Genomic DNA, 23,957 nt, shown 5'->3' on the forward strand with positions numbered 1-23,957 from the left:
CTCCCTGAGACTGCCTGCACGATTTCAGACCGGTAAGTTTGGCGACCCCGGCCAGAAAGTGCGGACAGCACATTCATATCAACTTTGTCTAAGGAATCTCTATGAATTCTGACGAACAACTGCCATCCGGCATTGATTTTTCTGACTTTACTGGTAACGATTCGGGTAAAAGTCATTTCATGTCCCCTTCCCCGGCAAGCACATCGAACCTGTGTTTCCACTCCGGGAACAGTTCGCAGGCGAGTTTATGCATCGAGTCAAATGCGGAATCACTCTTGCGGGATGTTTTCTTCTCAAGGCGGTGAACAGGTAATCCGGATGCGTGCCCCTGCTTGTAAACATCAAGGTCATAAATGCGGGTCTGGAGCATATCGATGACAATTTTATCCGCATGCAGGCTGTAATCACCGCTCATGATGATGCTTTCGGCCTGCTCAACAGTTGTCCTGGCAAGAAGCGTATAATCCATGCAGTTCACAAGCATTCGTATGTGCGGGAGACTAATACCAAAAGCCATGTACGGGAGCAGTTCCTCCATTAAAGCAACCGTCCCGCGCATGAACTCACGCACGTCAGGCAGCACTGGCTTGACCATTCCAATCATTTCACCGGTCGCGGCCAGAATAATCAGCTCCGACATCACTGAGCGTGAACCCTGAGAATCTATCAGGATGACGTCATACTGGCTGAACACCGGATTTGACAGTGCATTGCGAAGACGCACGCGTCCGTCAGCAACATTAAGCATGTAGGTAGGTAAAAGGTTTCGGGGGTCGTTGGAGACGATGACGTCAAGATTATCGATCTCGGTGCGGGAAATGATGTTTTCGGCCCGGGAGAGGTCAACGGACTGCATCAGCAGCTCGTAAAGGCCACAGGGTGCTTCGTACTCTAAGGGATAGATGCTGCTGGCAGTGGGCTGGGCATGGTCGCCGTCAATGATGAGGGTTTTTATGCCTGCATCGGCGAGAAAACCGCCGAGATTAGCGGTCTGGGTTGATTTCCCCTCGCCACCTTTGGTGGAGACAACAGGCAAAATCTTAGGATTTAACCCAACGCTTTCGTATGCTTCTGATTTTAAATGCATTTATAACACCTGAAATTTATTCAGGTGAGATAAACAAACATTTAACATTCACTATCGAAATTTAACATCCGAACACGGGGATTGAAAATCCCCGTGTCCTTGGTTCGATTCCGAGTCCGGGCACCACTATTTAAAGAACCCAGCCTATGGCTGGGTTTTTGCTTTTCTGCTTCCGGACTCTCCATCGAACTCCGTTCGATTATTCGCCGCAAGCGGCTCACCCCTTCGGGGCCAGCGCGACAAGCGCGCTGTTCAACGCCTGACGGCGTTAGTCCGGGTCCGGGCACCACTTCTTCAAAGAACCCGCTCAAAAGGCGGTTTTTGCTTTTCTGGCTACGGTCAGACTGCTTATGGCGTCAGGGGCTGATTATGTGGATTTGCCTCAACTTTACCGGCAGAAAACGCCTCAAGTGAGAAATTAATAAAGGCGCGAATCTTGGGTGTCATTCTTTTATCCCTGAGATATAACAGCCATACCTGTCTTTCTCTTATATGCCATTCCTGAAACAGGCGTACCAGTCTCCCTGAAATCATGTCCTCCGACAGAAGTATTTCTGGCTGCATAACAATCCCAAGACCTGACCGGGCCGCTACCCTCAGCGCCTGTCCATTGTTAATCGTCAGTTTACTGTTTACCGGGATTTCAATTTTTTCCTCACCTCTGCTCAGCCTCCATGGCGAACGGGACGACGTCGAGAGAGAAAGCAACTGATGCTCGAAAAGCTCAGAAGGATGTGCCGGTGTGCCATATGCTTGCAGATATTCCGGTGATGCACAGACTGCCATCCGGTATGGCATCAATGGTCTGCCAATCATACTGCTGTCATTCAGCTCCCCAATTCTGAAAGCAATGTCGATCCCTTCATCAACCAAATCGATAACCCGATCGGTCAGAGTAATGTCAATCTCAACATCCGGTGCCATTTTCCTGTAACGCTGCAGCGCGGGTATGAGACATTCGGTACCAAAAGATATGGGAGCGGTTAGCCTCAGTTTCCCGGCAAAGGAGTGCTGCAATCCTTCAGCCTGCGTTTCGGAGGCCGCCACCCTTTCCAGAATGTCATGGCACTGCTCCAGATAACTGAGGCCAAAATCGGTCAGCTTTTGCTTCCGCGTTGTCCGGTTCAGCAATCGCATTCCCAACCGATCCTCCAGTGCCGCTATATACTGACCCACCATCGCCGGAGTAATGAGCAGCTTTCTTGAGGCAGCACTCATCGATCCGGATCTGGCCACTTCAGCAAAAACCGTCATCGCCCGGAAAAGATCCATTCGATACCTTTACTTTAAAGTCATTAAATTTATAGGCTGATTATCCTTAAAAAACTATTTTATTACTATCCCGGTTGAACTTAATGACACCCGGAGAATTTATGAACAGATTGCGTTTCGTGGACAGAGCCGTTGTGGTTACCGGTGCCGGTAGTGGGATGGGACGGACAGCAGCAATAAGGCTGGCATCAGAAGGCGCAAAGGTTATGCTCCTTGGCCGGCAGGCAGGGATGCTCGAAGAAGTACGTGATGAAATAAAACGAGCAGATGGCCTTTCTTATGTTTTCCCCTGTGATATCAGAAGCCAAAGCCAGGTGGAAAAGACCTTTACCGCTGTTGCTTCTGTTTGCGGGCAAGTTGATGCCCTGTTTGCGAATGCAGGGTATCTCGGGGCTTTTAAACCGCTGGCTGAAGCAGATATCGCGGACTTCAGTGAGCCACTGGAAACCAATCTCAATGGAACATTTCTGACGATCCGCCACTGTCTGCCCCTGATAAAGAAAGGCGCAATTCTGATCAATGCTTCCTGGACCACCGGAAGTGTGATGCCCGGCGCCGGGATTTATGCAGCAACGAAAGCAGCATTGCTTGCAATAATGCGTACACTGGCCGTGGAATGTGGCCCCCGAGGTATAAGAGTCAATGCTGTCAGCCCCGGAGTTATTCTCACCCCGATGGCAGCATCAGCACTACCCGAAGAAACGGTTAACGCGCTGGCTTCACGTTCATTATTACAACGCAATGGTGTTCCTGAAGACATCTCAGGGACAGTGGCATGGTTACTTTCTGATGATGCCAGTTATGTTACAGGGCAGGAAATTATGGTGGATGGCGGTTTCACTATCGGTGGAATGAGGTAACCACTTTTCGTTCAGGACCATGTGATGAAAATCATTTTTATGACATGGTCGCTGGCAATCACTGTGATTTCTCCTGACCTTCCTCGGCTTCCATCCCGTCATCTACTACAGCCGCTCATTCTCTGTCAGGGGAATATCCTGCACCATCCGAATCAGGTGATTCTGGCATTCCGGATACTGTACTTCAGATGACGTTTTCGGAAGGTAAACAGTACTTTGCGCAGGCCATGTGGTACGGACATTGCTCAAAAAAATCATAGATACAGAAACCATGCCCCCGATGGTACCAGCGCCAGGATTTGCCTCCTGCTGCCTGGCCTGCAGCTATGGCACCTTGCTCAGGTATACCAGCTTTTTATTACGTCGCACCAAACCACATATCCCAGTTACCGTTAAGTTTTTTGCCACACGACGGTAATTCTCCTACGGCACGGGTGATGACAAACAACCCATGCCGGAACAGATAACCGAGAAACGGGAAAGTTATGAGGGAGTCTAAGCCACAGTTAATCTGCCGCTGGAACGGCTGGTCGTATCATGATTGACACGAAAAGTGGATATCGCCTCCGCCAGCGCGCTGGCTTGCAGCTCCAGTGAATTGGCTGCGGCAGCGGCTTGTTCAACCAGCGAGGCGTTCTGCTGAGTGACACTATCCATCTGCGAAACGGCAAGATTAACCTGATCTATCCCGGAGGCTTGTTCGCGCGAAGCGTGGGATATTTCCGCAACGGTATCAGTAACATGTTTAACGGATGTCACAATTTCGAGCATGGCAGCCCCTGCCCGCCCGACTTGCTCAGTTCCCGCATTCACCCTGTCCGTTGAGTTTTGGATCAAATCTTTGATCTCTTTAGCGGCTGAAGCGGAACGCTGAGCCAGCGTACGCACTTCACTGGCGACGACCGCGAAACCTTTCCCTTGCTCTCCGGCCCTGGCGGCTTCAACGGCGGCATTGAGCGCCAGAATGTTCGTCTGGAAAGAGATGCTGTCAATCATGGAGACAATGTCAGCGATTTTGCTGGAGCTTGTCGCAATTTCATCCATGGTCTGAACCACTTCCGATACCGCTTTTCCGCCCGATTCGGCAATTTCTGACGCCTTAAGGGCCAGCAAATTCGCCTGGTACGCGTTGTCAGCATTCTGCTTCACGATGGAGGCAAGCTGTTCCATTGATGCCGCCGTTTCTTCAAGCGAGGATGCCTGTTCTTCCGTGCGGGATGAAAGATCCAAATTCCCTGCAGCAATCTCCCGGGAACCCACATGTATTTCATCCACCCCGTTTCGAACCTGCGCCACTAAATTACGCAGACTCTCCTGCATACCGCGAATAGCGTTGAGAAGTTTGCCGATTTCATTATTACCGGCCATCTGAATATTTGTTGTTAAATCGCCTTTGGCGACAGTATCAAGATGTTCAATAGCATAATTTAGAGGCCGTAATATTACATTACGAAGAACATACAAAACAGCAACACTAATTAAAAGAGCGAGCAACAATCCCACAAACATAACCCATAATAACTGACGGTATTGTTTTTGTTGCTCATCTACCAAATTATTAACAATTTCATTGGTGCTTTTTTGATATTTTTCCAGTGCGGCTGAGAAACGCCCGCCAGCTTTATCAATTTGCTGCACGTTAACATCGTAGTAACCTTGTACGTCCCCAGCCTTAAGTAATTGCTCAGCCTTATCAAGGAGTGTATTCAGCGCGCCAGCCGAGGTAACCAACTCGTTTTTTATCTCTTCATCCCGGCTATCCATCACCGGCAGAGTTTCAAATCTTCGCAGGTTGACCAGCATCCTTTCGTGGGTGGTCTGAATATTTTTAAATACCCATGCCTCGGTTTTTCCCTCTTTTAACAAGCTTGCATAGACCAGCGCAAAACCAGCACGCGTACGGGCTGAGTCTTTGTAGATATCATTAATCAGGATCACCCGACTGTCAGAATTGTGAATAAATTCAGTCGTGTTTGTTGAACGGGTAAATGCGAAAAAACCCACGGATGAGATAGCCACAATAATCAATACAAATATCGATATTGCGCCTGACAGCGCCACCCTGACAGAAATGTTTTTCATTAATACATCCTTACCTGCGTGTTCCGTAAACCCTCGTGTTATCGGTAACACCATCATCGGCAAGGCCGCTGAATTGTTTAACCTCTTTCTGTAAATTTTGCGAGTCTGCCATTACGCTCCTCTTATTGACTATTACCCCCTGAGCCGCGGCATGAAAAAGCTTAAAAATTAATACTGGCTGCAATTGAACTTGTGGTATGTCGGAATAACAAGTTTACTTCCACAGTGTTTACAAACGCGATGGCTTTCGACCATTAGCAACATTAATCAATCAGGAGGAAAAATGCATACGTTAGGAATGATTACCGGTGCAGCAATTGTGCTCATTATTTATTTTTTGGTTAAAAAAAGACGCCATTCAGCCGCAGGCAACAAAACTCAGAAAAAACAGAATTAAACTTTTCACCGGGGTCACTTCCTGGCCCTATAGTACGCCGCTACTTTTCATGCCGTGCCGCGAACCGGTCTTTCCCACGACAGACAGACAATCGTTAAGCTCGTTACCTGACTACAAAAGAATAGTTCCCTGTCGATAATTATATTTCTTATCACTCTGAAGAAATTACTGATATTCATAGCGCCTTCCACTCATACTTTCTCGTTTTCCTTGCCAGTAAACTCCCATCATTATTTAACGCAAGGAAAGGGTTATTCATGAAAATTAAAATTATCGCACTGGCCGTGGCGCTATTCAGTGCCAATAATGCATTGGCTACCGAAAATATCTCTCTTGATATGTATCGCCAGTTATTACCCAAAGATTCCTCTGGCCAGATTGATTATGATCTACATCTGGCAGATAAATTATCACTGCCGTATCACTGCAATATTAAGCAAGACAGTGAAGGCCGTTATGAAATTGATCTGGATAACTGCGAACATCATGATCTTAACTGGAAAAAAGATCGTTCCGGCGTGGTGAAACTGGATCTGCTGGGTGATAGCTCCGGTGCCACCATGGTTGAACACAAACTGTGGGCAATGGCCTTCGCGCAGGCCTATGTCAGCACCATGATCCAGATGCAGTTCGGGCTGGACAAAGAGAACGGTACCTTTGATTTGCAGCGTCCTTTCGGCGTGGGCGAGAGCTTTGGTAACTATTTCGCGCGTAATATGGGACCGAACTACTTTGTCTCTAAAGGGCTTCAGGAAAGTTCATTAGGCCGCGATCTTCCTGCTCCATCGGAAGAAGGAGATGACGGCGTCCTACAAATTGAATATCCGGGCAGCGCCTGGAGTGAATTACAGGGAACTGGCGGCGGCGGTTTCCCGCGTATTTTTGGTATGATGCAACCGAAAAAAATCCTCGACTCCTTCTCCGGCCCGGCACGCAATATTATTGGTTCAGCCGTAACCAGCGGCTTTTATAACGGTTCGGTGATTGGGATTAACACCGGTTCTCTGCCGTGGGATAAAAATAAGACCGATACGACAGTGCGTATTCAGGATTTTATTCAGGACAGTAAGGATAAAGATACATTAGCGATGGTAATGAGCTACATGTACAACCGTGGCCCCTATTCCGTTAAAGAATTGCTGCTGAAAAGCGAGCAAAGTTTCCAGCATTGTATGGCTCTGACAGACCATCTGGAAAGCGATCCGGCCTGTTTCGTTCAGTTGAATGATTTCGGGACTCGCTATATTCGCCAGATCCCATATGTCACTCAAATGCTTAACGAAGCAAGCCTGAAAGAAGAAACCCGCTATGAAACGCAACTGACGCGCCTTGATGTCAGCAACTACTTTGACCTGCTGGCCCGCTATGGTTTCTACAGCAATGCGGAGATGGCGAAAGCCAAGCCTGCCGCGATGGCCCGCTTCGATGAACTGGCGAAAAACGGCGAGATTTCCTGGTCTCACGATTTTGCCAAAGTTCTGGAAGCGCTGATGGTGGAACTGCCGGTCACCCAGTTTGCAGAGAAGAGCCCTATTGACGAGTCGCTGGTTTCTACGCTGACTAACAGTGACGACCAACGTCTGTTCCTCTCCGTGGCGGATAATGTGGGTACGATCGTCTCGCACGACTGGCTGGAGCCGAATGCTAAAATCGCGCTGATGCCGGGTAGCCAGGTGCAGCAGGCCGCATTTGAAAATGGCGCAGGTATGGATTGTGCAACGCTGATCCAGGATCAGCTCAGCAGCCTGGACGGCACGGCACCGGTGCATCTTTTCATGCAGCAGGAGAATGGCCAGTGCTCGATCAGCCAGGAAGGGGATGAAACCCCGTCCGAAAAACCGGGCATTCCGCAGAACGTTCAGGCCAGCAATATCACCACCACCACTGTGACCTTAAGCTGGAAAAAAGTGGCCGGTGATGTCGCTCGCTATCAGGTATACCGTAATGGCGAGCTGCTCGAAAGCCCGCAGTCAGAGTCGTTTACCGACAGCAATCTGAAGCCAGGCACTGCATACGTTTACCAGGTCGCAGCAGAGTTCAGCAACGGTTTAGTGTCCGACCTCAGCGCTTCGCTGAATGTGAAAACGTTAGCGGATGATGCGGAAGAAACGCCAGCGCCGGGTGATGTTACGCCATGGGCAGAGGGCGCCGTATATAAAGTCGGCGATCGCGTGTCGTTCAACGGCAAAACCTATTCCTGCCTGCAAGCGCATAGCGCTATTGTCGGCTGGGATCCGGTCAGCGTTCCGGCACTCTGGAAGCTTGAAAGCGCTCGTTAATAGCGAGCATTGACAATAAAAAAGCCCGGTACGCAAGTATCGGGCTTTTTCCGTGGTGATAAAAAATTAGAACAGCGCTTTACCCGAAGCGTCTTTGACATTCGCTTTCCAGGCGGCACGAACCTGGCTGGTTACAGACTCCGGCAGCGGCGCATAATCGAGGCTGCTCGCAATCGCGTTACCGTTTTTGTAAGACCAGTCGAAGAATTTCAGCACTTCTGCGCCTTTCGCTGCGTCATCCTGTTTTTTGTAGACCAGGATAAAGGTCGTGGAGGAGATCGGCCACGCGTCTTTGCCTTTCTGGAAGGTCAGATCCTGGGCGAAAGATTTGCTCCAGTCAGCCCCTTTGGCGCTGTTACTGAAGCTCTGCTGCGACGGTTCAACCACTTTACCGTCGGCATCAAACAGTTTGGTCCAGGTCAGGTTGTTCTGTTTGGCATAGGCGTATTCCACGTAACCAATGGAACCAGGCAGACGCTGTACGAAAGCGGCTACGCCATCGTTGCCTTTACCACCGAGACCGACTGGCCAGTTAACGGTTGAACCTTTACCAATTTTGCTTGCCCAGTCTGCGTTCACTTTAGACAGGTAGCTGGTGAAGACGAATGACGTGCCGGAGCCATCTGCACGACGCACAACGTTGATATTGGTGTCCGGCAGTTTTACTTTTGGGTTCAGCTTAGTGATTTCCGGATCGTTCCATTTTTTGATGGTGCCCAGGTAGATATCACCCAGCGTTTTACCATCCAGAGTCAGCTCGCCGGATTTCACGCCCGGGATGTTCACTGCCAGCACCACACCGCCAATCACAGTCGGAAACTGGAACAGGCCATTTTTTGCCAAATCTTCATCGCTCATCGGGGCGTCGGATGCGCCAAAATCAACGGTTTTTGCAATGATCTGTTTGATACCACCAGACGAACCAATTCCCTGGTAGTTGACCTGAGAACCCACTTGTTTCTGATATTCAGCGGCCCACTTTGCGTATACCGGGGCCGGGAAGGTACCGCCTGCGCCAGTGACATTGGTTGCTGCGAAAACGGTAGTCGTAGAAAGCGCAAGTGCTGCGGCCATCAGGCGAACAGATGCATTAAACGTTGCCATAATCTCTCCAAAAACGAAAAAGTTGATAGATTTTTGAATAATTTTGCGGACGGAGGGAAGGATAGAGCGCTTATATGACAATTTTGTGTCATGACAAAAAATAGAGCGGTATCAATCAGCAGAAAAAAACCTCCGGGCAATTACCCGGAGGAGTGAATGAAAAGCAAAATAAAAATGAAATTAACCTAAGGGTTAAAATGTGCAACCCGGCAATCATAGATTGGGCGAAGTTGCAGTAGCCGGGGATTATTAGATAGTGAAAAAATCGCAGCTATATGACAAAAGCCCCAAAAGAGTGTAAGCGTATTTTTCTACACATGACCGTATCGTTACAATTCGCGACTGACGGCGCTGACGATATTTATCGCCGCCCGGAAGACTTTCCATCCTGTTATTTTCCGGGCGGGTCTTTACTTACACTTGTTATTTCCGCAGTGCTATCGCGTTATTTAGCGTGACCGGTTCAGACTGGCCCGCAGAATCTTTACACCACAGTTTTTCATAGGTATAACCGGTCAGATCTTCCACCACCGCCCGCGCTTGCGGCGCAACATTCTGTTTCAGACCGTTCGCCTTCAGACGATCGAGTTCATCAACGAAAATCTTATGCGTGCGCTTGTTCAAATGGAATGTCAGCGCCTGCCACAATGCCACCAGCAATAACCCAACGGTGCCGACAAACAGCAGCAGCACAATGGTGGTCACCGCTTCCTGCGGCTGTACCTGGCTGCCTTTAACGAAACCACCGCTTTGCAGTAACAGACCGACAATAAAGGTGGCAATCGCGACGGTGGTTTTGCGTGAGAAGGTCATTACGGCGGCAAACAGCCCTTCCCGGCGCTGGCCGGAAATCATTTCGTCAATATCCGGAATGAACGGGAAAACGTTCCACGGCGTGAACTCCAGCACACAGCGGCCAACCTGATACACCCCGGCAAGAATCACCAGCAATAGCACCTTGTTCTCCGTCGGGAACTGGTACACCAGGAAGAAACCGCCCAGACACAGGATCATTACGCTGTAGGCGAAAACATAAAGCCGCGATGGGCCATATTTAATCATCGCCACACCCGCCGCCAGCGTTACCGGCAGCCCGACGATACTCATCGACAACAGGGTTCCCGCCAGTGAAGAGGAGACGTGCAGGCAGTAGACACAGAAGAAAACAAACACTGTGTTATAGACATCTTTTGCCGTAAATGAGAACAGATAGATAGCCAGATGTTTACGAAAAGCCCGCACTTTAAGCGTTGAAGCGTAATCTTTAAACAGGGTGAAAAACGCCTGCAATTTCTGGCTCGCGCTGGTCGGCTGGTAGCCTTTTTCCATCTCCGCCAGCATTTCCGGCGTTAATTCACGTTCCCAGGTGACTCGCCAGGAAATAAACACACAGAGCATAAACAGCACGGCAAAAACGATACCGTTAATCAGATAGGCATCGGCATTTTTCTCCCCCAGCCAGCCAATCAACACGCCGGGAATAAACGTGGCGAGGAATGTACCAGCAGCGGAAAGAAACATACGACAGGTGGAAAGTTTAGTGCGTTCATTAAAATCTTTGGTCATTTCCGAGGGCAGCGTTTCCCAGGGAATAAGCACCATTGCCGCGATCACTTCAAATGCCAGGTACACGGCGAGATAAAAGAGAAAATTCATCCCGTCGAGCCATAACAAAATATAAACCAGCATTAATGGTGCGCCGATTAGCAAGAAAAACCGGCGGCGGCCAAATTTCTTGCCGAAATAGTTTTTGTAAAAGTGGTCGGTGAAGCGCCCCATAAATAAGCTGACGATAGCATCAACAATACGGGCAATCGCCACAATCGAAGCCGCTTCAATCGGTGACAGGCCAACAAAGGTGGTATAGAAAAAGAGTAACCATGCACCAATAACGGTAAATGCGCCGCCGCCCATAATATCCGTCATGCCATAGCCGATACTGACGGGAATAGTGACTTTCCGGTTTTTGCGGATCATAGCGTCTCTCCGCGTTTATGCAGCTTACCCGCCAGCGGGAAACCGTTAACCCAATGAGTTTGTTGTTTATTTTTCATGGACATCAAAACTCCATAAGCGAATCTTCATTCAACCATGTCCAGCGTAAAGCCGGGATCGTTAAGGCAAATACATCACGGCTTTCACGGTATCTCCCTTACGGTTTTTATGTCTACTACCATACAAGATAAGGTGTCTGAATTGTGACCGGGGGCGAAGGGTACAGAAAAAAATCCCTTAAAAAGACGGAAATGAGAGGTGAAACGCAATTTCAAAATGGATTTTGGTGGGGTAAGAAAATAAAAAACCCGCCTGTTTTAGGGCGGGTTCTAATCCGGTACGCACAGTTCATTCCAGTAGCTGTAGCGCATCACCAGATGGAAGCGCTCATTTTTCATCGTAAATCCATACAGATGGATGATAATCAAGGCCGTAGAGCAGGCCGAATGGGATCATCAGCGCCACATGGCGACCAGAATCATATTCCCCTTCCTCCACGTGTACAGGCAGCACGGGAGCAAGGCGCTCAAGCCACTGTTGCAATATTTTCTTCATCCGCGAGTTCTCCGGCTAAGGTTGACCTTTTCAGTTAAGCGCAAACGCTTCCATAACCAAAACGAGAATTTTTGCGCTGGATTGCCGAAAATCGCATATACCACAGCAGATCATTGTCGCTAACAGTGTTTGTTGATGAGAATGACCTTCATTGCGGGATATAAAAAAGCCCCTGCACGATCGCAGAGGCAAGGCTGTGTCCGAGCCATCAAACGTATTAGTTAAATACCATACCACCATCAATCAGCAGGGACTGACCGGTCATATAGTCTGAATCCGGCCCTGCAAGATATGAGACGCAAGCTGCCACATCTTCGGGTTCTGACAAGCGCCCAAGCGTGATGCGTTTGGCGAACTGTTCGGTGCCGTAACCGAGCGGTTTGCCCGCGGCATCAGAGACCTGGCGATCGATTTCGGCCCACATCGGGGTTTTCACAATCCCCGGACAGTAACCGTTAACCGTAATGCCCAGCGGCGCCAGATCGCGCGCGGCGGTCTGGGTTAAACCGCGCACGGCGAATTTGCTCGAACTGTAGACCGCCAGTTCCGGGTTGCCGACATGCCCCGCCTGCGAGCAGGCATTGATGATTTTGCCACCGTGTTTTTCCGCTTTAAAAGCGCTGACCGCAGCCTGAATCCCCCAAATCACACCTTTAACATTGATGTTATAAACCTTATCCACCACTTCCGGGGTGATCGATTCAATGGGGGTTGAAGGCGCAACGCCTGCGTTATTGACGATGACATCAAAGCCTTTTAGCTTGCTTCTGGCCTCTTCCACCGCGGCAAAAACCTGTTCGCGATCGGAAACATCTACTGTTACAGCAATCGCGCTGCCCTGATGGCTATTGATCTCGTCGGCCACGGCTTTGGCGGTGGCGGCGTTATAGTCGGCAACGGCGACGGCAAAACCATCTTTCGCCAGACGCAGCGCAATGGCTTTACCAATTCCCTGACCGGCGCCGGTCACGAATGCGACTTTTTTCATCACTTCTCCTTGGTTATTCAAAGAATCTGGTTAAGGTTGAGCTGGCCCATCAACAGCGGGTTATCGCTGTAATCCACCGGAATGGCGACGACTGCCGGGCCCTCTGTGTCCATCGCTGCACGCAGTGTCGGTTCAAGTTCCGCCGTGCTCCCGACGGCAAAACCTTTCGCGCCAAATGCTTCGGCATAGGCTTTAAAATCCACCGGGCCGAAATTCACCCCGGAGAGACGCTGGTATTTTTTCTCTTCCTGAATCGCCACCATGTTGTAGGCGTTATCCACCCAGATGATGTGCAACACATTCGCGCCGAGACGCACAGCGGTTTCCAGCTCCATGCTGGATTGCAGAAAACCGCCATCGCCGGAAACCGACACCACTTTGCGCCCGGGGTTAACCAGCCAGGCGCCAATCGCCCACGGCAGTGAGACGCCCATCGTCTGTTGACCGTTAGAAATCATCATCTGGCGAGCGCGGAAGCTATAGAGATAGCGGGCGATCCAGATGTGAAAACTGCCCATATCGACTGTCAGCGTCACGTCGTTATTCACGATGTCCTGCATCGCCCGCACAATGCGCAGCGGATGAATGGCAAACTGGTTAAGCTGCGCGCCTTTGCGGTTGAGCAAATCGCGCTGGTTGCAGCGATCAATCAAAATCTCCGACGCGCGCGGGGTGAGGATCAGCGGTTTTTCAATCTTCGCCGCCAGTTTGTCCAGCGTGCTGGCGATGTCGCCAATCAGCTCAACGTCCGGAATATAGTTGCGCTCTTCATAGGCGGGCAGCACATCAATATGCACCAGTCTGGCGTTGCCGGTGTTCCACATCGCAGGTTCATATTCCACCGGGCTGTAACCAATACAGATAACCAGATCCGCCAGATGCAGAAGCCGATCCCCGGCCTGGTTATTGAATAAGCCAACGCGTCCGGCGAAACGGCTGAAATGTTGCTGGTTGACTGCGCCTGCCGCCTGGTAAGTACTGGTGACCGGAATGTGGCTTTTTTCCAGCAGCAGATGCAGCGCCTCGATATTCTCCTGTCGGCTGGCCATCAGCCCCAGCAGAAACACCGGGTTTTCCGCCGCGGAGATCATTTTTGCCACGTCGTTGATCATCGCATCCGGCGCAGCGCCTAACGCAGGAGGCGAGCCGGCAGGCAGGATCGCGCCGCTGGCGGGTTGATCGGCAATATCCTGCGGAAGGCTGACAAAAGCGCTGCCCGGGCGCCCCTGCTCTGCGGCGCGAAACGCATTCGACACCACTTCTGCAATGGCATCAGAAGAAGGGACTTCCACGGCGTATTTGGTTACCGGGCTAAACATCGCGACGGTATCCATGCTTTGGTGCACCAGTTTGGCTTTGTCGGCGCGTTTAACCGCGCCGCCCAGCGCCACCACCGGATCGCCTTCGCTGTTCGCGGTCGCCATGCCGGTGATAAGGTTGGAGCAGCCGGGCCCGGAGGTTACCAGCGCCACACCCGCTTTGCCGGTAATACGTCCGACTGCACCCGCCATAAAGGCGGCATTGGCTTCGTGACGAACCGGAATTATTTGGATGGATGAATCCAGAAGGGAGTCAAAAACTTTATCGATTTTCGCGCCTGGAATGCCGAAAACCTGTTTAACGCCCTGAGCTTCCAGTTGTTTCACCACCATGTCGGCGCCATGCGCCCACTGCTGCGTATGGTTTTCATTGCTCATTAGTCACTCCTTTGTCCGTGTCTCAGCTCTCTACCGAACGAATTGCGGCATCGAGATTATCCGGGTGCAGATCGGCCTGAAGAAACGCCTCATCCGCTGGCAAATCAACCATCAGTTTGTGAATCTCACCGAAGGTCAACGTGCCGTGATCCAACTGATAATCCAGCAAATGACCACCGCCGCGTCGATCGTCGGTAATAAAGTGTTCGTGATAACCGGCAACATTGATTCCCTGCATATGCTGCGGTGTGCGGAAACCAACCAATACGCCCGCGCGGCTGTTAAAGCGAAAGACCGGCTGATCGTCGAGTACGTCGGTCATCGCCCGATAAGGTGGCGTCTGGCGCGGCACGGTGCGGGTGTGCGCGTGGCGAAAATGGCCCTCAATGCGCAGGGCGCAAAAGAGGTTGTCGGAAGGAATCTGTTTATCAATGATCTCGTGCAGTTGTTGTCGGCTGACGGGAGCATCGAACTGCTGGCTGTAGCTCGGCCGGAACCAGGTCATCACGGCGAACGGTGTTTTTTGATCCGGGCGCGCCTCCCTGGCGCTGCCATCTGCACGCAACTGATAGACTTCGCTGTTGAAGGCAATCAGTTCGCCATCCAGTTCATTAAACGTGCCGAGTCCAAAGTCGCCGTGATTGAGTAAATCCTTAATCGTGGTATTTCCTTCGTAAACCCCACTTAATAGCGCACTCATTAGCGATGTTTGATATATCACACATTCAGGTTTGCTTTTAGAAAAAGCACGAATTGTTTCACTTAAATTTTCTTTGCAGGAACAATCATTTAGATTAGTCATCCTCTAATACCTCATTGAGTAGACCTTTAGAAAAGCTGATTAAATATTGACTCGCTTCAGCGAGAGATTCCAATATACAAACCATCAAGGTTTGAGATGTTTTCGATATGGAACTTCGTTATCTACGCTATTTTGTCGCCGTTGCGCAGACGCAACATTTCACCCGCGCGGCAGAAATGCTGGGCATGTCGCAGCCGCCGCTGAGCCAGCAAATTCGCCGTCTTGAGCAGGAAGTGGGGACGCCGTTATTTCACCGTTTAACGCGCGGTGTGGAGCTTACCGAGGCGGGCGAAGCCTTCTACGAAGATGCCTGCCAGATCCTCGCCTTAAGTGATGCCGCACTGGAAAAAGCCAAAGGTATCGCGCGGGGGATCAACGGCAAACTCTATCTCGGCGTGACCAGTTCCAACGCTTTTCACATCCGCATTTTTGCCGTGCTGCGCCAGTTTCAGCATGACTATCCGCAGGTCATGCTCCATCAGAAAGAGGACAATATGGCGACGCTCATGCAGGAGCTGGATGAAGGGCTGATCGATGTCGCTTTTGTGCGCCTGCCCTGTGAAAACAGCAAAATCTTTAATCTGAAATTGATTGATGAAGAGCCGATGCTGATTGCGTTACACCGCTCACATCCGCTGGCTGATGAAGCCGATCTCGCGCTGTCGGAGCTGCGTGATACGCCTTTGGTGATCTTCCCGCAGGCGGTGGCGCCTGGGCTGTACGAACTGATTTACAACGCCTGTCTGCGTGCCGGCATTAATATGAGCCACCCGCAGCAGGCATCGCAATTTTCTTCATCGCTGAGCATGGTCAGCGCAGGATTTGGTTTCGCCATTGTCCCGCAATCCATGTCCTGCTTTAGTCATCCGCTGGTGACGTTCCACCGCATCAAAGGTGAAGTGTTGAAAACAGACGTGGCGCTGGCGTGGAGAAAATTCGAGCGTTCACCGGCGGTGAAGCGGTTTATTGATAACTTCTGAACAAAAACGCCCGGTCTGCGCCGGGCGCGTGGCATTTAGCTGCGATGCGTATTGACCACCTGACCGATCCCTTTTCCTTCCAGCGCTTCGTGCGGATCGGCAAAGAAATCGATATTGAAGCACGTATCATCGGTAAGTAATTCAATGTGATGCCAGTATTGCGGCGGGCTGATGCCAAAGTGCCCGGCCTCAATCACCACTTCCACTTCCGGCGTGGTGTCGTACTCACCGGCAAAACCGAAATACTTCACTGCGCCCTGCATTACCGATAAACGGCCATAAACGCCCTTTTTCGTATTGTGATGGGTGAGCAGCGCCTGCGGTACCGTCTCTTTCGTCCAGAAAGGCGTGGAGCGGGTATGGCGGAAGTGAACCGGAATTTGATATGCCATCGTGAATCTCCTGAAGTGACGTATTACCAGCCGCACACATTGGTTTCTTCATCCGATTCGTAACCACGGACAATGTTAATCAACTCTTTTACCGAATCGGCGGCATTAAGCGGATCTTTCAACGCTTCAAGGCTGGAAAATTCTTTATCAACAGAAACGCCATTATTATTGTTCGTGACCGTCAGAACATATTCACTGTTATTTTCACTAAACCCGAAAGTCAGCTCCGCAACCGCTTCTGCGGCGACATCCGGTACATATAACGACATCGGCTTCAGCCATATTTTTTCTTTCGTTTCATGCTTGCCGGAATGAGAAACCGCTAAAGAATATCCTTTATTTTCAGTCGTCATGATAAATATCTCACTCTTCCAGCAAAATTTTCGGGTCAACATAGAAATCGACGCTAAATATTGTGTCGTCGGTTAATGCTTCAATGTTGTGCCATTTTTCCGGCGGAAAGACGGCAAATTCCCCGGCATTGATCGTCACGGTTTCCACCGGTTGCGGGCTGGTTTCATCCGCGTAACCGTTATAGCGGATCGCCCCTTGCGACACGCTCAGTCGCGGGTAAACACCCTGCCGGGTACCGGCGTCCAGATGGCGTTTCCAGATAGACGCCGGGGCGGTTTCTTTCGTCCAGAATGGCGTCGTACGAGTGTGAACATAGTTTGCGGGTATGGTGATACGTTGCATGTTTCATCCTCAAAGTTCTCAGCAAGCGGAGCTCACCGGGAGGGGGAAAAGCATATGTTGCATATCATATACCTCTTTTATGATTTGTAGACTACTTTTTTTAGTGGTTATTTATTGCTAATTTTCGCTACTCAAAAAGGGTTATTGTAAAAGACCATAAACAGGGTGAAAAATAGTCTCATTACGGCTTTAAATATAAGAGAAAAGGGACAATGAAAAGCAAATCAAAACTCAATTCATTCTATTACGGCTTTCCCGTTTTTATGGTCACAACGCAAGATAGCGAAGGGAAAAATAACATTTGCGCAGCTTCATCATCAATTTCACTTGGCGAGAAAATTATTATTGGAATAAGTAAAGGTAGCAAAACACATAGCAATTTAATTGCCGGTTCCGATGCGGTCATCAATATTCCCGATCATACCCTGTGGGAGAAAGTCGAGCAGGTTGGCAGGCTGACTGGCGGCGATACGCTGTCGGAAAACCAGACCAAATGGGGCGTGGAAATTTGCCATGATAAATTCGCCAAAGCCGGGTTGACTGCGGAAGCCTCAATTGACGTGGCGCCGCCGCGCATTGCTGAATGCCCGATTCAGGCGGAATGCCGTTTAGTGTCCATCAGCGATAAAGGCCGTTTTATTCTCGCCGAGCTGGATATTGTCAATCTGTGGGTAGAAAACCCACTCTTAGGTGAAAACGGCATTGTCGATTCCACCCAATGGAAGCCGCTTATTTTTAATTTCCGCGAATACGACACGGTCGGTGATGCGCTGGGCTTTAACGTTAAATACGGCAACTGATAACGAAAATTGCCCCCGTTGCCGGGGGCAATGCCTGAAAATTTACTCCAGCAGGGTTTTATCCCAGCCATCGAAAATCGCAGCCAGGCTGTATTGCGCTGCGTTCGCCTTCGTGAGCTGGTAGCGCGCGCCGCCCTGCCCGGCGCCAGGCCCGCGATTATCGGATTCATAAAAACGGCTATCTTCCGGGTAGAACCAGATTTTATTCCCGGCTTTATCTTTGCCGGACATTTTGTCCCAGCCGTAAATATGGTCATCAATCTCGCAGTGAATAAATGCCGCCAGGCCAATGGCATGCGGATCGGCATAACGCCCGTCACTGAATTCAGTGGTTGGATGCCACGGACGCCCAAGCGCAAAGCTGTTTGCCGGCACGCCCGGCTCTTTGCTTAATTTACTGTTGATAATAAACAGGCCAAATTTCTGATCCTGTTGGGTGGCGGGCGCGGTGATATAGCCGTACGGCGGGTCGATATCATTGCGGTTGCGGGCAATAATGTCGCAGCGGTCAAACACCGCAATGCCAGGGCCAAAGATAAAATCGACATGACCGCTAACTTCACAATCGGTGAAATAACTGCGGCTGCCGCTTTTGCTGTAAAACGTGTCCTGATACCCCTCCAGCCGGACATGGCGGAAACGCGCCTTATCTGCACCTTCTGAAATCATCAGCGCTACCGCCTGCGTATCTTTCAGTTTTTTCGGATCGGTATCCGCCAGAGCGGCATTGGCCGGAAAATCAAAGCTGTTGCGGATGGTCAGGTTCTCGATCGTCACGCCGGTGGCGCGGATCTCCACCGTACTGGTACGCCCGGTTCCCCACTTTTTCCCGCTGGCATCCAGCGCGCCCGCAGGGGTATTCGCTTCAATCTGCGTCCGATCTTTTGACTGCCCCACCAGCGTGACCGGTTTTTCAATCACCAGCCGCTCGTTCCAGCGTCCCTCTTTGATCAGAATGCGCCACGGCGTACCGCTTTTCGGCGCAGCGGCCAACGCCTGGCTGATGGTGGCAAACTCGCCCGCCTGCGGTGTGGCGGAAACGACCGCGTTCCACTCTTCTGCCAGTGCAGAGAACGGGCTGGTGCCAATACAAGCCAGCAACAGCACGGAATAGTGCAGTGTCCTCATCAAAACTCTCCTTCGTTTTTCAGTGTGTCAGTCAGCACGCACAACGAAGGTGTCTGGCGAATTTGCCGGGCCACCAGCGTGACAGCATTTGCCATTACGGGCAGACAGCCCAACAGCGCAGTAAATCCCAGAGGGTATTGCATAGGTATTCTCCTGAAACAGATCCTCCCGGCCTTACAGCCCGGTGTAATTGAAAATTTCTGTTTCCTGGAAAATGCGAACTTAACAAAATGCCGGAGCGCGCAATGCATATCCGGCTAAAAGAAGGTGTTAATTATTATAGAGATAAAAAAGAAACGAAGTTTTACACATTAAAAAACACTGTTTTGAGATCAGATTCAAAAATATGACAGATGGCAAACAAGCCCGCAGCAAAGCGGGCGGGAGATCACAAAGCAAACACGCGCGCGCAGCCGTTAATCTGGATATTGACCTTCATACCCGGCAACCAGCCTGGCCGGGTAACGGTCTGCACGGTGATGCGTTCATCTGTATGCGCAAAAGCGAGCGTCAGCGCGGAGAGATAACCCACGAAATCGATATCCACAATGTGCGCCTGCGGCAGCCCCGCTGCGCTGTCGCACGGCTCAACGCTGATTTGCTCCGGGCGCAGCATAATGCGCCGCGTGCCGGAAGCAGATACATCATCAACCAGAATATCGCCAAGCTGGCAGCGCGCTTTCCCTTGCGCCACCTCGGCTGGCAGAATCAGCGCGTCGCCTAAAAACAGCGCCGTTTCTTCATCCGCAGGCTGCGAATAGACCTCAAAGGGCGAGCCAATCTGGGCAAAGCGCCCGTGGCGGATCACCGCAATCTGGCTGGCGAATGACAGTGCCTCTTTCTGATCGTGAGTGACCAGAATCGACGCCACACCCGCCTGAGTGAGTAAATCTGCCGTCGCTTTACGCGTGGCGGCACGCAAACCAGTATCAAGCGCGGAGAAAGGCTCATCGAGCAGCATCAGCGCCGGTTGTTGCGCCAGCGCACGCGCCAGAGCGACACGCTGCTGCTGACCGCCGGAGATCTCATGCGGCCAGCGCTGGGCCAGTTTGCTATCCAGCGACACCATTGCCATTAACGCATCCACGCGCGCACGCTTCTCATGACGGGAGCCGCTCAGCCCCCAGGCAATGTTTTCCCCCACGCGCAAATGCGGGAACAACGCACCTTCTTGCGGAACAAAACCAATTTTACGTTGATGAGCGGGAACAAACTGATCGCCAGCAAATAGCGGCTTTCCGTGCATCATTATCTGTCCGCTGTCCGGCCGCTCAAACCCGGCAATCAACCGCAATAACGTGGTTTTCCCCGAGCCAGACGGACCAACAATCGCCGTACGGCTGCCGGGAGGAATAAGCAGGTTCACACTGTCCAGCACACGTGCGGAGCCAAAGGATTTGGAAATATTGCTCAGTTCTAACATCTTAAAGACCCGACAGTTTTTGTGATTGCTTATAAAGAAGGCCGGTCAACGGCAGGGAAATCAAAATCATCAGCAGCGCGTAAGGCGAGGCCGCAACATAATCGATCTCGCTGGTGAGCGCCCAGAAACCGGTCGCCAGCGTGCGAGTACCAAGGGGTGAAAGCAGCAGCGTGGCGGTCAGTTCATTGCTGACACCGAGAAAGACCAGCGCTGCAGCCGCCGCAGCACCAGGAGCCGCCAGCCGCAGCGTGACGCTCAGTAGCGCTCTGCCGGGCGAAGTACCAAGGCTTTGCGCCACCTGTTCCAGTTCCACCGGCGCTTGCGCAATCCCGGCGCGCAGATTGATGAGCGCTCTGGGCATCAGCATCAGCATATACGCCAGAAACAGCGTCACTTCAGTCTGGTAGATTGGCCTTGCGTAATGAATGGTGACGGTGACCAGCGCCAGCGCGACAACAATGCCCGGCAGCGAACTGGTGACGTAGTTACATCCCTCCAGCACGCGAATCAGCGGACGCGGATGGCGCACCGCAAGCCAGGCCGTCGGCAGCGCAAATGCCGTTGTCAGCAGCGCGCCGCAAAATGCCAGAAATAACGTCTGACGCAAAGAGAGCCACAAATCGGCGCTGGACCAGTTCGCCAACCCGCCAAGCCACAGCCAGCGGGCGAGCACTATCATCGGCGTACCGAGCGCAAGGATCGCCATCACCAGCATCAGCGCGAATCCACACGCTGAACTCCCGCGGCCAAGCACAACGCGGTGCTGTTTACGCGCCGCGCCTGCGCCGACGCGAGCATAACGCGCTTTACCGCGCGCGGCGGTCTCCAGTAATAGCAACGCCAGACAGCAGAGGGCGAGCACGCCCGCCAGCATGTTGGCAGCCGGACCGCTAAAGGTGGATTGAAACTGGTCATAAATGGCGGTGGTGAAGGTATCAAAACGGATCATCACGAACAGGCCATATTCCGCCAGTAAATGCAGCGCAACCAGCAGCGCGCCGCCGCAAATCGCCAGCTTGAGTTGCGGCAAAACCACGCGGAAAAAGATGCGCCACGGCGGTGTGCCCAGCGAGGCGGCTACATCTTCAAGACCCGGATCCAGCCGACGTAATACGGCGGCTACCGGCATATAAATAAAGGGAAAATAGGCCAGCACTGCGAGAAAAACGGCGGCGGGCAAACCATTGAAACCCGGCGCGACGCTGACCCAGGCATAACTTTGCACAAACGCCGGGATCGCCAGCGGCGCAACGGCCAGCAGCGACCAGACGCGTCGCCCAGGCAGCGTGGTTCGCTCCGTCAACCAGGCCATGGCAATTCCTGCCGCCACACAGGCCGGAACAGCGCAGGCAATCAGCAAAAAGGTGTTGTTGAGCAGCTCGCCAACGCGCGGGCGGAAAATGAGCGCCTTCACCGTTGGCCACCCGGTATCAATACCCACCCCAATAACAAATCCCACGGGCAGTAAAGCAAGCAGTGCCGCAAAAGTGGCTAATACCACCAGCACCCCGGAAGGGCGGCGCCGGACGGTTTGGCTGGCCGCGCGGCGTGTCGCCGGAAGACTCAAACTGGACATAAGACGCTCATTCATACCGCAATTACAGGAGACCGGCCTCGGTCATTAACTCGCTCACTTTTTTGCTATTCAGCGCAGAAGGCTCGACCTTTGGCGCATCCAGTTGATTCAGCGGCACCAATTTCGCGTTGGAAACCGCGCCCGCACCGACGGCATATTCAAAAGCGGTATTGGTACGCAGCATATCCTGCCCGGTTTTACCGGTGATCCACTTGATGAAGGCCTGCGCCTGTTTCTGGTGCTTACTGGAGGCTAAAACACCACCGCCGGAAATGCTGACGAAAGCGCCCGGATCCTGATGCTTAAAGTAGTAAAGCTGGGTGTTTTTGCTGTTCTCGCCGGTTTTGGCCTGATCAACAAAGTAGTAGTAGTGGTAGATAACGCCGCCATCAATCTGCCCTGCATTCACCGCTTTTAAGACGGTGCTGTTACCTTTATAAGGCACGAAATTAGTTTTCATGGCTTTCAGCCAGTCGAGCGTGGCCTTTTCGCCTTTCAGCGTGAGCATCGCGCTGACAATCGCCTGGAAGTCTGCGCCTGACGGAGACGCCGCCCAGCGGCCTTTCCATTCCGGTTTGGCTAAATCCATTATCGATGCCGGAAGCTGAGCCGCGCTGATTTTTGTCGGGTTATAAACAAACACCGTGCTGCGCGCGGCAATACCGATCCAGCGGCCATGCGCCGGGCGGAACTGCGCCGGAACCTGCTTCAGGGTATCGGCATCCAGCGGCGCGAACAGGTTGGCATTATCGACCAGCGTCATTGCTGGTGAGTTTTCGGTGAGGAAGACATCAGCAGGAGAAACCTTTCCTTCCTGAACAAGCTGGTTGCCCAGTTCCGTGTCGCCACCGTTACGCAGCGTCACTTTAATACCCGTTTCTTTGGTGAATTCATCAACCCAGGATTTTGTCAGGTTTTCGTGCTGCGCGTTGTACACCACGATCCCGTCGTCGTTATTGGCGGCAGATGCCGCAGACGCGGCGAAAACCGAAGAGATGACCAGTGCGATTGAACAGAACGGCAAAAAGCGATTCTTCATCCTCATTCCTTTTAAAATAAGTGTAATAGTCAGCGCATGCGAGCCGCCAGAAGTTTAATACTAGCAAAGGTGAAATGAGAATCGAAATAATTATCAAAAAGAGCGTTTCGAAATTAAATCCCATAAAAATATGGTTAACTAAATTAATCCTCCAGTTATTAACTACAGGATATTCTTAAGATTAAGACAACCTTAAGTTACGCAGAAATATTTCATCTATTATTAAGCATGAGGTTCTGGCAACTGTTGATTTTCTTTGAGAGGATAACAAATTAGCACCTGAACACGCGGAATAAAATACAGGCATCGCATAACAGCCTGAAAAGGTAAAGAAAATAGCTATGAAAAATAAAAAGATAGATACAATGGCAAAAGTGGCTATGCGCAGCAGAGGCTTGTCGGTGAAGGAGAGACGCGTTCGCTATCAGGGGAAAATTTTCACTTTTAAATATGTATCCGGCCACTATGAAGTGTTCTTTAATGATGAAAAGGTCGATGTTATCGAAACAGAAAACATCAATCAGGCAATTGCCGACTACAAAGAAAAACACAACAAAACCAAACGCCAGATACCGTAGAAATTAACCACATAATTAATGTGGCTGTACCACTCATCTTCATCATAATAACCCACCGTTTATCCCGGCAAATTCCTCATAAAGCCAATATTAAGCATGCTAAGTAAATGGCGCATTCTGTCGTCCCAAAAACGGCAGCGATGTGCCCTCTCTCGCAGCAAAACGCCAGACAGCCGCAATCCTCAGCATTAAATTGCTGAAGCAAAATGGCACCGATACTGACTTAA

At 51.2% G+C, this 23,957-nt stretch carries 22 protein-coding genes; 5 read left to right on the top strand and 17 right to left on the bottom strand.

Features of this window, described 5'->3' with window-relative positions:
* Positions 1 to 172: 172 nt before the first annotated feature.
* Positions 173 to 1,087, bottom strand: a complete 915-nt coding sequence (locus tag CWM66_RS17260) for a ParA family protein (protein ID WP_107146992.1) — start codon at positions 1,085 to 1,087, stop codon at positions 173 to 175.
* A 348-nt stretch (positions 1,088 to 1,435) separates the two neighbouring features.
* Complete coding sequence (locus CWM66_RS17265) at positions 1,436 to 2,359, bottom strand: LysR family transcriptional regulator (RefSeq protein ID WP_107146993.1); 924 nt, start codon at positions 2,357 to 2,359, stop codon at positions 1,436 to 1,438.
* A 101-nt stretch (positions 2,360 to 2,460) separates the two neighbouring features.
* Here CWM66_RS17265 and CWM66_RS17270 point away from each other — a divergent pair, with 101 nt between their 5' ends.
* Positions 2,461 to 3,219 carry an SDR family NAD(P)-dependent oxidoreductase gene (locus CWM66_RS17270; protein ID WP_107146994.1) on the top strand — a complete coding sequence of 253 codons (759 nt, stop codon included), beginning with the start codon at positions 2,461 to 2,463 and terminating at the stop codon, positions 3,217 to 3,219.
* A 495-nt stretch (positions 3,220 to 3,714) separates the two neighbouring features.
* Here the strand turns inward: CWM66_RS17270 and CWM66_RS17275 are convergent, their stop codons facing one another.
* The gene (locus CWM66_RS17275; protein WP_107146995.1) at positions 3,715 to 5,301 is read right to left on the bottom strand and encodes a methyl-accepting chemotaxis protein; all 1,587 of its coding nucleotides are present in this window, start codon (positions 5,299 to 5,301) and stop codon (positions 3,715 to 3,717) included.
* Positions 5,302 to 5,955: 654 nt separating this feature from the next.
* Here CWM66_RS17275 and CWM66_RS17280 point away from each other — a divergent pair.
* Positions 5,956 to 7,977 (top strand): carbohydrate-binding protein, encoded by a 2,022-nt coding sequence (locus tag CWM66_RS17280; RefSeq protein ID WP_107146996.1) that lies wholly within the window; start codon positions 5,956 to 5,958, stop codon positions 7,975 to 7,977.
* A 66-nt stretch (positions 7,978 to 8,043) separates the two neighbouring features.
* Here the strand turns inward: CWM66_RS17280 and pstS are convergent, their stop codons facing one another.
* The 6 genes from pstS to budA form a co-directional block, all read right to left on the bottom strand.
* Positions 8,044 to 9,081, bottom strand: coding sequence for a phosphate ABC transporter substrate-binding protein PstS (pstS, locus tag CWM66_RS17285; RefSeq protein WP_035889631.1), 1,038 nt, complete (start codon positions 9,079 to 9,081; stop codon positions 8,044 to 8,046).
* 423 nt (positions 9,082 to 9,504) lie between these two features.
* Positions 9,505 to 11,058: an MFS transporter gene (locus CWM66_RS17290; protein WP_107146997.1), complete on the bottom strand. Its 1,554-nt coding sequence runs from the start codon at positions 11,056 to 11,058 to the stop codon at positions 9,505 to 9,507.
* Between the two features lie 405 nt (positions 11,059 to 11,463).
* Complete coding sequence (locus tag CWM66_RS29110; RefSeq protein WP_007370169.1) at positions 11,464 to 11,631, bottom strand: hypothetical protein; 168 nt, start codon at positions 11,629 to 11,631, stop codon at positions 11,464 to 11,466.
* A gap of 217 nt (positions 11,632 to 11,848) precedes the next feature.
* Complete coding sequence (locus CWM66_RS17295) at positions 11,849 to 12,619, bottom strand: (S)-acetoin forming diacetyl reductase (protein ID WP_007370168.1); 771 nt, start codon at positions 12,617 to 12,619, stop codon at positions 11,849 to 11,851.
* Between the two features lie 17 nt (positions 12,620 to 12,636).
* Entirely contained in the window at positions 12,637 to 14,316 is a 1,680-nt protein-coding gene (gene alsS, locus CWM66_RS17300; RefSeq protein ID WP_107146998.1) for an acetolactate synthase AlsS, read from the bottom strand.
* Positions 14,317 to 14,338: 22 nt separating this feature from the next.
* Positions 14,339 to 15,118 (bottom strand): acetolactate decarboxylase, encoded by a 780-nt coding sequence (budA, locus tag CWM66_RS17305; protein ID WP_035889634.1) that lies wholly within the window; start codon positions 15,116 to 15,118, stop codon positions 14,339 to 14,341.
* Between the two features lie 107 nt (positions 15,119 to 15,225).
* Here budA and CWM66_RS17310 point away from each other — a divergent pair, with 107 nt between their 5' ends.
* Complete coding sequence (locus CWM66_RS17310; protein ID WP_007370165.1) at positions 15,226 to 16,098, top strand: LysR family transcriptional regulator; 873 nt, start codon at positions 15,226 to 15,228, stop codon at positions 16,096 to 16,098.
* A gap of 35 nt (positions 16,099 to 16,133) precedes the next feature.
* On the opposite strand, the gene CWM66_RS17315 is transcribed toward CWM66_RS17310, so the two are convergent.
* From CWM66_RS17315 to CWM66_RS17325, 3 genes are read right to left on the bottom strand one after another with little or no spacing between them, the layout of a single operon-like run.
* Complete coding sequence (locus CWM66_RS17315; RefSeq protein ID WP_107146999.1) at positions 16,134 to 16,490, bottom strand: DUF1971 domain-containing protein; 357 nt, start codon at positions 16,488 to 16,490, stop codon at positions 16,134 to 16,136.
* 23 nt (positions 16,491 to 16,513) lie between these two features.
* Positions 16,514 to 16,843, bottom strand: a complete 330-nt coding sequence (locus CWM66_RS17320; RefSeq protein WP_107147000.1) for a DUF1869 domain-containing protein — start codon at positions 16,841 to 16,843, stop codon at positions 16,514 to 16,516.
* Between the two features lie 10 nt (positions 16,844 to 16,853).
* Complete coding sequence (locus CWM66_RS17325; protein WP_072439393.1) at positions 16,854 to 17,186, bottom strand: DUF1971 domain-containing protein; 333 nt, start codon at positions 17,184 to 17,186, stop codon at positions 16,854 to 16,856.
* A 212-nt stretch (positions 17,187 to 17,398) separates the two neighbouring features.
* Between CWM66_RS17325 and CWM66_RS17330 the strand changes: the two genes are divergently transcribed.
* Positions 17,399 to 17,986 (top strand): flavin reductase family protein, encoded by a 588-nt coding sequence (locus CWM66_RS17330; protein WP_007370161.1) that lies wholly within the window; start codon positions 17,399 to 17,401, stop codon positions 17,984 to 17,986.
* A 42-nt stretch (positions 17,987 to 18,028) separates the two neighbouring features.
* On the opposite strand, the gene CWM66_RS17335 is transcribed toward CWM66_RS17330, so the two are convergent.
* The 5 genes from CWM66_RS17335 to CWM66_RS17350 form a co-directional block, all read right to left on the bottom strand.
* Complete coding sequence (locus tag CWM66_RS17335; RefSeq protein WP_007370160.1) at positions 18,029 to 19,114, bottom strand: pectinesterase family protein; 1,086 nt, start codon at positions 19,112 to 19,114, stop codon at positions 18,029 to 18,031.
* Positions 19,114 to 19,257, bottom strand: coding sequence for a hypothetical protein (locus tag CWM66_RS28920; protein WP_007370159.1), 144 nt, complete (start codon positions 19,255 to 19,257; stop codon positions 19,114 to 19,116). The genes CWM66_RS17335 and CWM66_RS28920 overlap by 1 nt, the downstream gene beginning before the upstream one ends.
* A 245-nt stretch (positions 19,258 to 19,502) precedes the next feature.
* Positions 19,503 to 20,537: an ABC transporter ATP-binding protein gene (locus CWM66_RS17340; protein ID WP_035889639.1), complete on the bottom strand. Its 1,035-nt coding sequence runs from the start codon at positions 20,535 to 20,537 to the stop codon at positions 19,503 to 19,505.
* Between the two features lies 1 nt (position 20,538).
* Positions 20,539 to 22,113: an iron ABC transporter permease gene (locus tag CWM66_RS17345; RefSeq protein WP_186298790.1), complete on the bottom strand. Its 1,575-nt coding sequence runs from the start codon at positions 22,111 to 22,113 to the stop codon at positions 20,539 to 20,541.
* Positions 22,114 to 22,135: 22 nt separating this feature from the next.
* Entirely contained in the window at positions 22,136 to 23,152 is a 1,017-nt protein-coding gene (locus CWM66_RS17350; protein WP_035889642.1) for an iron ABC transporter substrate-binding protein, read from the bottom strand.
* 341 nt (positions 23,153 to 23,493) lie between these two features.
* Between CWM66_RS17350 and CWM66_RS17355 the strand changes: the two genes are divergently transcribed.
* Positions 23,494 to 23,730 (top strand): hypothetical protein, encoded by a 237-nt coding sequence (locus CWM66_RS17355; protein ID WP_007370154.1) that lies wholly within the window; start codon positions 23,494 to 23,496, stop codon positions 23,728 to 23,730.
* Positions 23,731 to 23,957: the final 227 nt, after the last annotated feature.

The sequence above is a fragment of the Kosakonia sp. H7A genome (assembly GCF_003028445.1).
Taxonomy (GTDB): Bacteria; Pseudomonadota; Gammaproteobacteria; order Enterobacterales; family Enterobacteriaceae; genus Kosakonia; species Kosakonia radicincitans.

Coding starts and splice junctions, on each gene's coding strand:
- CWM66_RS17270 (WP_107146994.1), top strand. CDS start 2,461: ATGAACAGATTGCGTTTCGTGGACAGAGCCGTTGTGGTTACCGGTGCC.
- budA (WP_035889634.1), bottom strand. CDS start 15,118: ATGACTAATCTAAATGATTGTTCCTGCAAAGAAAATTTAAGTGAAACA.
- CWM66_RS28920 (WP_007370159.1), bottom strand. CDS start 19,257: ATGCAATACCCTCTGGGATTTACTGCGCTGTTGGGCTGTCTGCCCGTA.
- CWM66_RS17340 (WP_035889639.1), bottom strand. CDS start 20,537: ATGTTAGAACTGAGCAATATTTCCAAATCCTTTGGCTCCGCACGTGTG.
- alsS (WP_107146998.1), bottom strand. CDS start 14,316: ATGAGCAATGAAAACCATACGCAGCAGTGGGCGCATGGCGCCGACATG.
- CWM66_RS17290 (WP_107146997.1), bottom strand. CDS start 11,058: ATGATCCGCAAAAACCGGAAAGTCACTATTCCCGTCAGTATCGGCTAT.
- CWM66_RS17325 (WP_072439393.1), bottom strand. CDS start 17,186: ATGCAACGTATCACCATACCCGCAAACTATGTTCACACTCGTACGACG.
- CWM66_RS17355 (WP_007370154.1), top strand. CDS start 23,494: ATGAAAAATAAAAAGATAGATACAATGGCAAAAGTGGCTATGCGCAGC.
- CWM66_RS17335 (WP_007370160.1), bottom strand. CDS start 19,114: ATGAGGACACTGCACTATTCCGTGCTGTTGCTGGCTTGTATTGGCACC.
- CWM66_RS17310 (WP_007370165.1), top strand. CDS start 15,226: ATGGAACTTCGTTATCTACGCTATTTTGTCGCCGTTGCGCAGACGCAA.
- CWM66_RS17275 (WP_107146995.1), bottom strand. CDS start 5,301: ATGAAAAACATTTCTGTCAGGGTGGCGCTGTCAGGCGCAATATCGATA.
- CWM66_RS17260 (WP_107146992.1), bottom strand. CDS start 1,087: ATGCATTTAAAATCAGAAGCATACGAAAGCGTTGGGTTAAATCCTAAG.
- CWM66_RS17280 (WP_107146996.1), top strand. CDS start 5,956: ATGAAAATTAAAATTATCGCACTGGCCGTGGCGCTATTCAGTGCCAAT.
- CWM66_RS17265 (WP_107146993.1), bottom strand. CDS start 2,359: ATGGATCTTTTCCGGGCGATGACGGTTTTTGCTGAAGTGGCCAGATCC.
- CWM66_RS29110 (WP_007370169.1), bottom strand. CDS start 11,631: ATGAAGAAAATATTGCAACAGTGGCTTGAGCGCCTTGCTCCCGTGCTG.
- CWM66_RS17330 (WP_007370161.1), top strand. CDS start 17,399: ATGAAAAGCAAATCAAAACTCAATTCATTCTATTACGGCTTTCCCGTT.
- CWM66_RS17295 (WP_007370168.1), bottom strand. CDS start 12,619: ATGAAAAAAGTCGCATTCGTGACCGGCGCCGGTCAGGGAATTGGTAAA.
- CWM66_RS17345 (WP_186298790.1), bottom strand. CDS start 22,113: ATGTCCAGTTTGAGTCTTCCGGCGACACGCCGCGCGGCCAGCCAAACC.
- pstS (WP_035889631.1), bottom strand. CDS start 9,081: ATGGCAACGTTTAATGCATCTGTTCGCCTGATGGCCGCAGCACTTGCG.
- CWM66_RS17350 (WP_035889642.1), bottom strand. CDS start 23,152: ATGAAGAATCGCTTTTTGCCGTTCTGTTCAATCGCACTGGTCATCTCT.
- CWM66_RS17320 (WP_107147000.1), bottom strand. CDS start 16,843: ATGACGACTGAAAATAAAGGATATTCTTTAGCGGTTTCTCATTCCGGC.
- CWM66_RS17315 (WP_107146999.1), bottom strand. CDS start 16,490: ATGGCATATCAAATTCCGGTTCACTTCCGCCATACCCGCTCCACGCCT.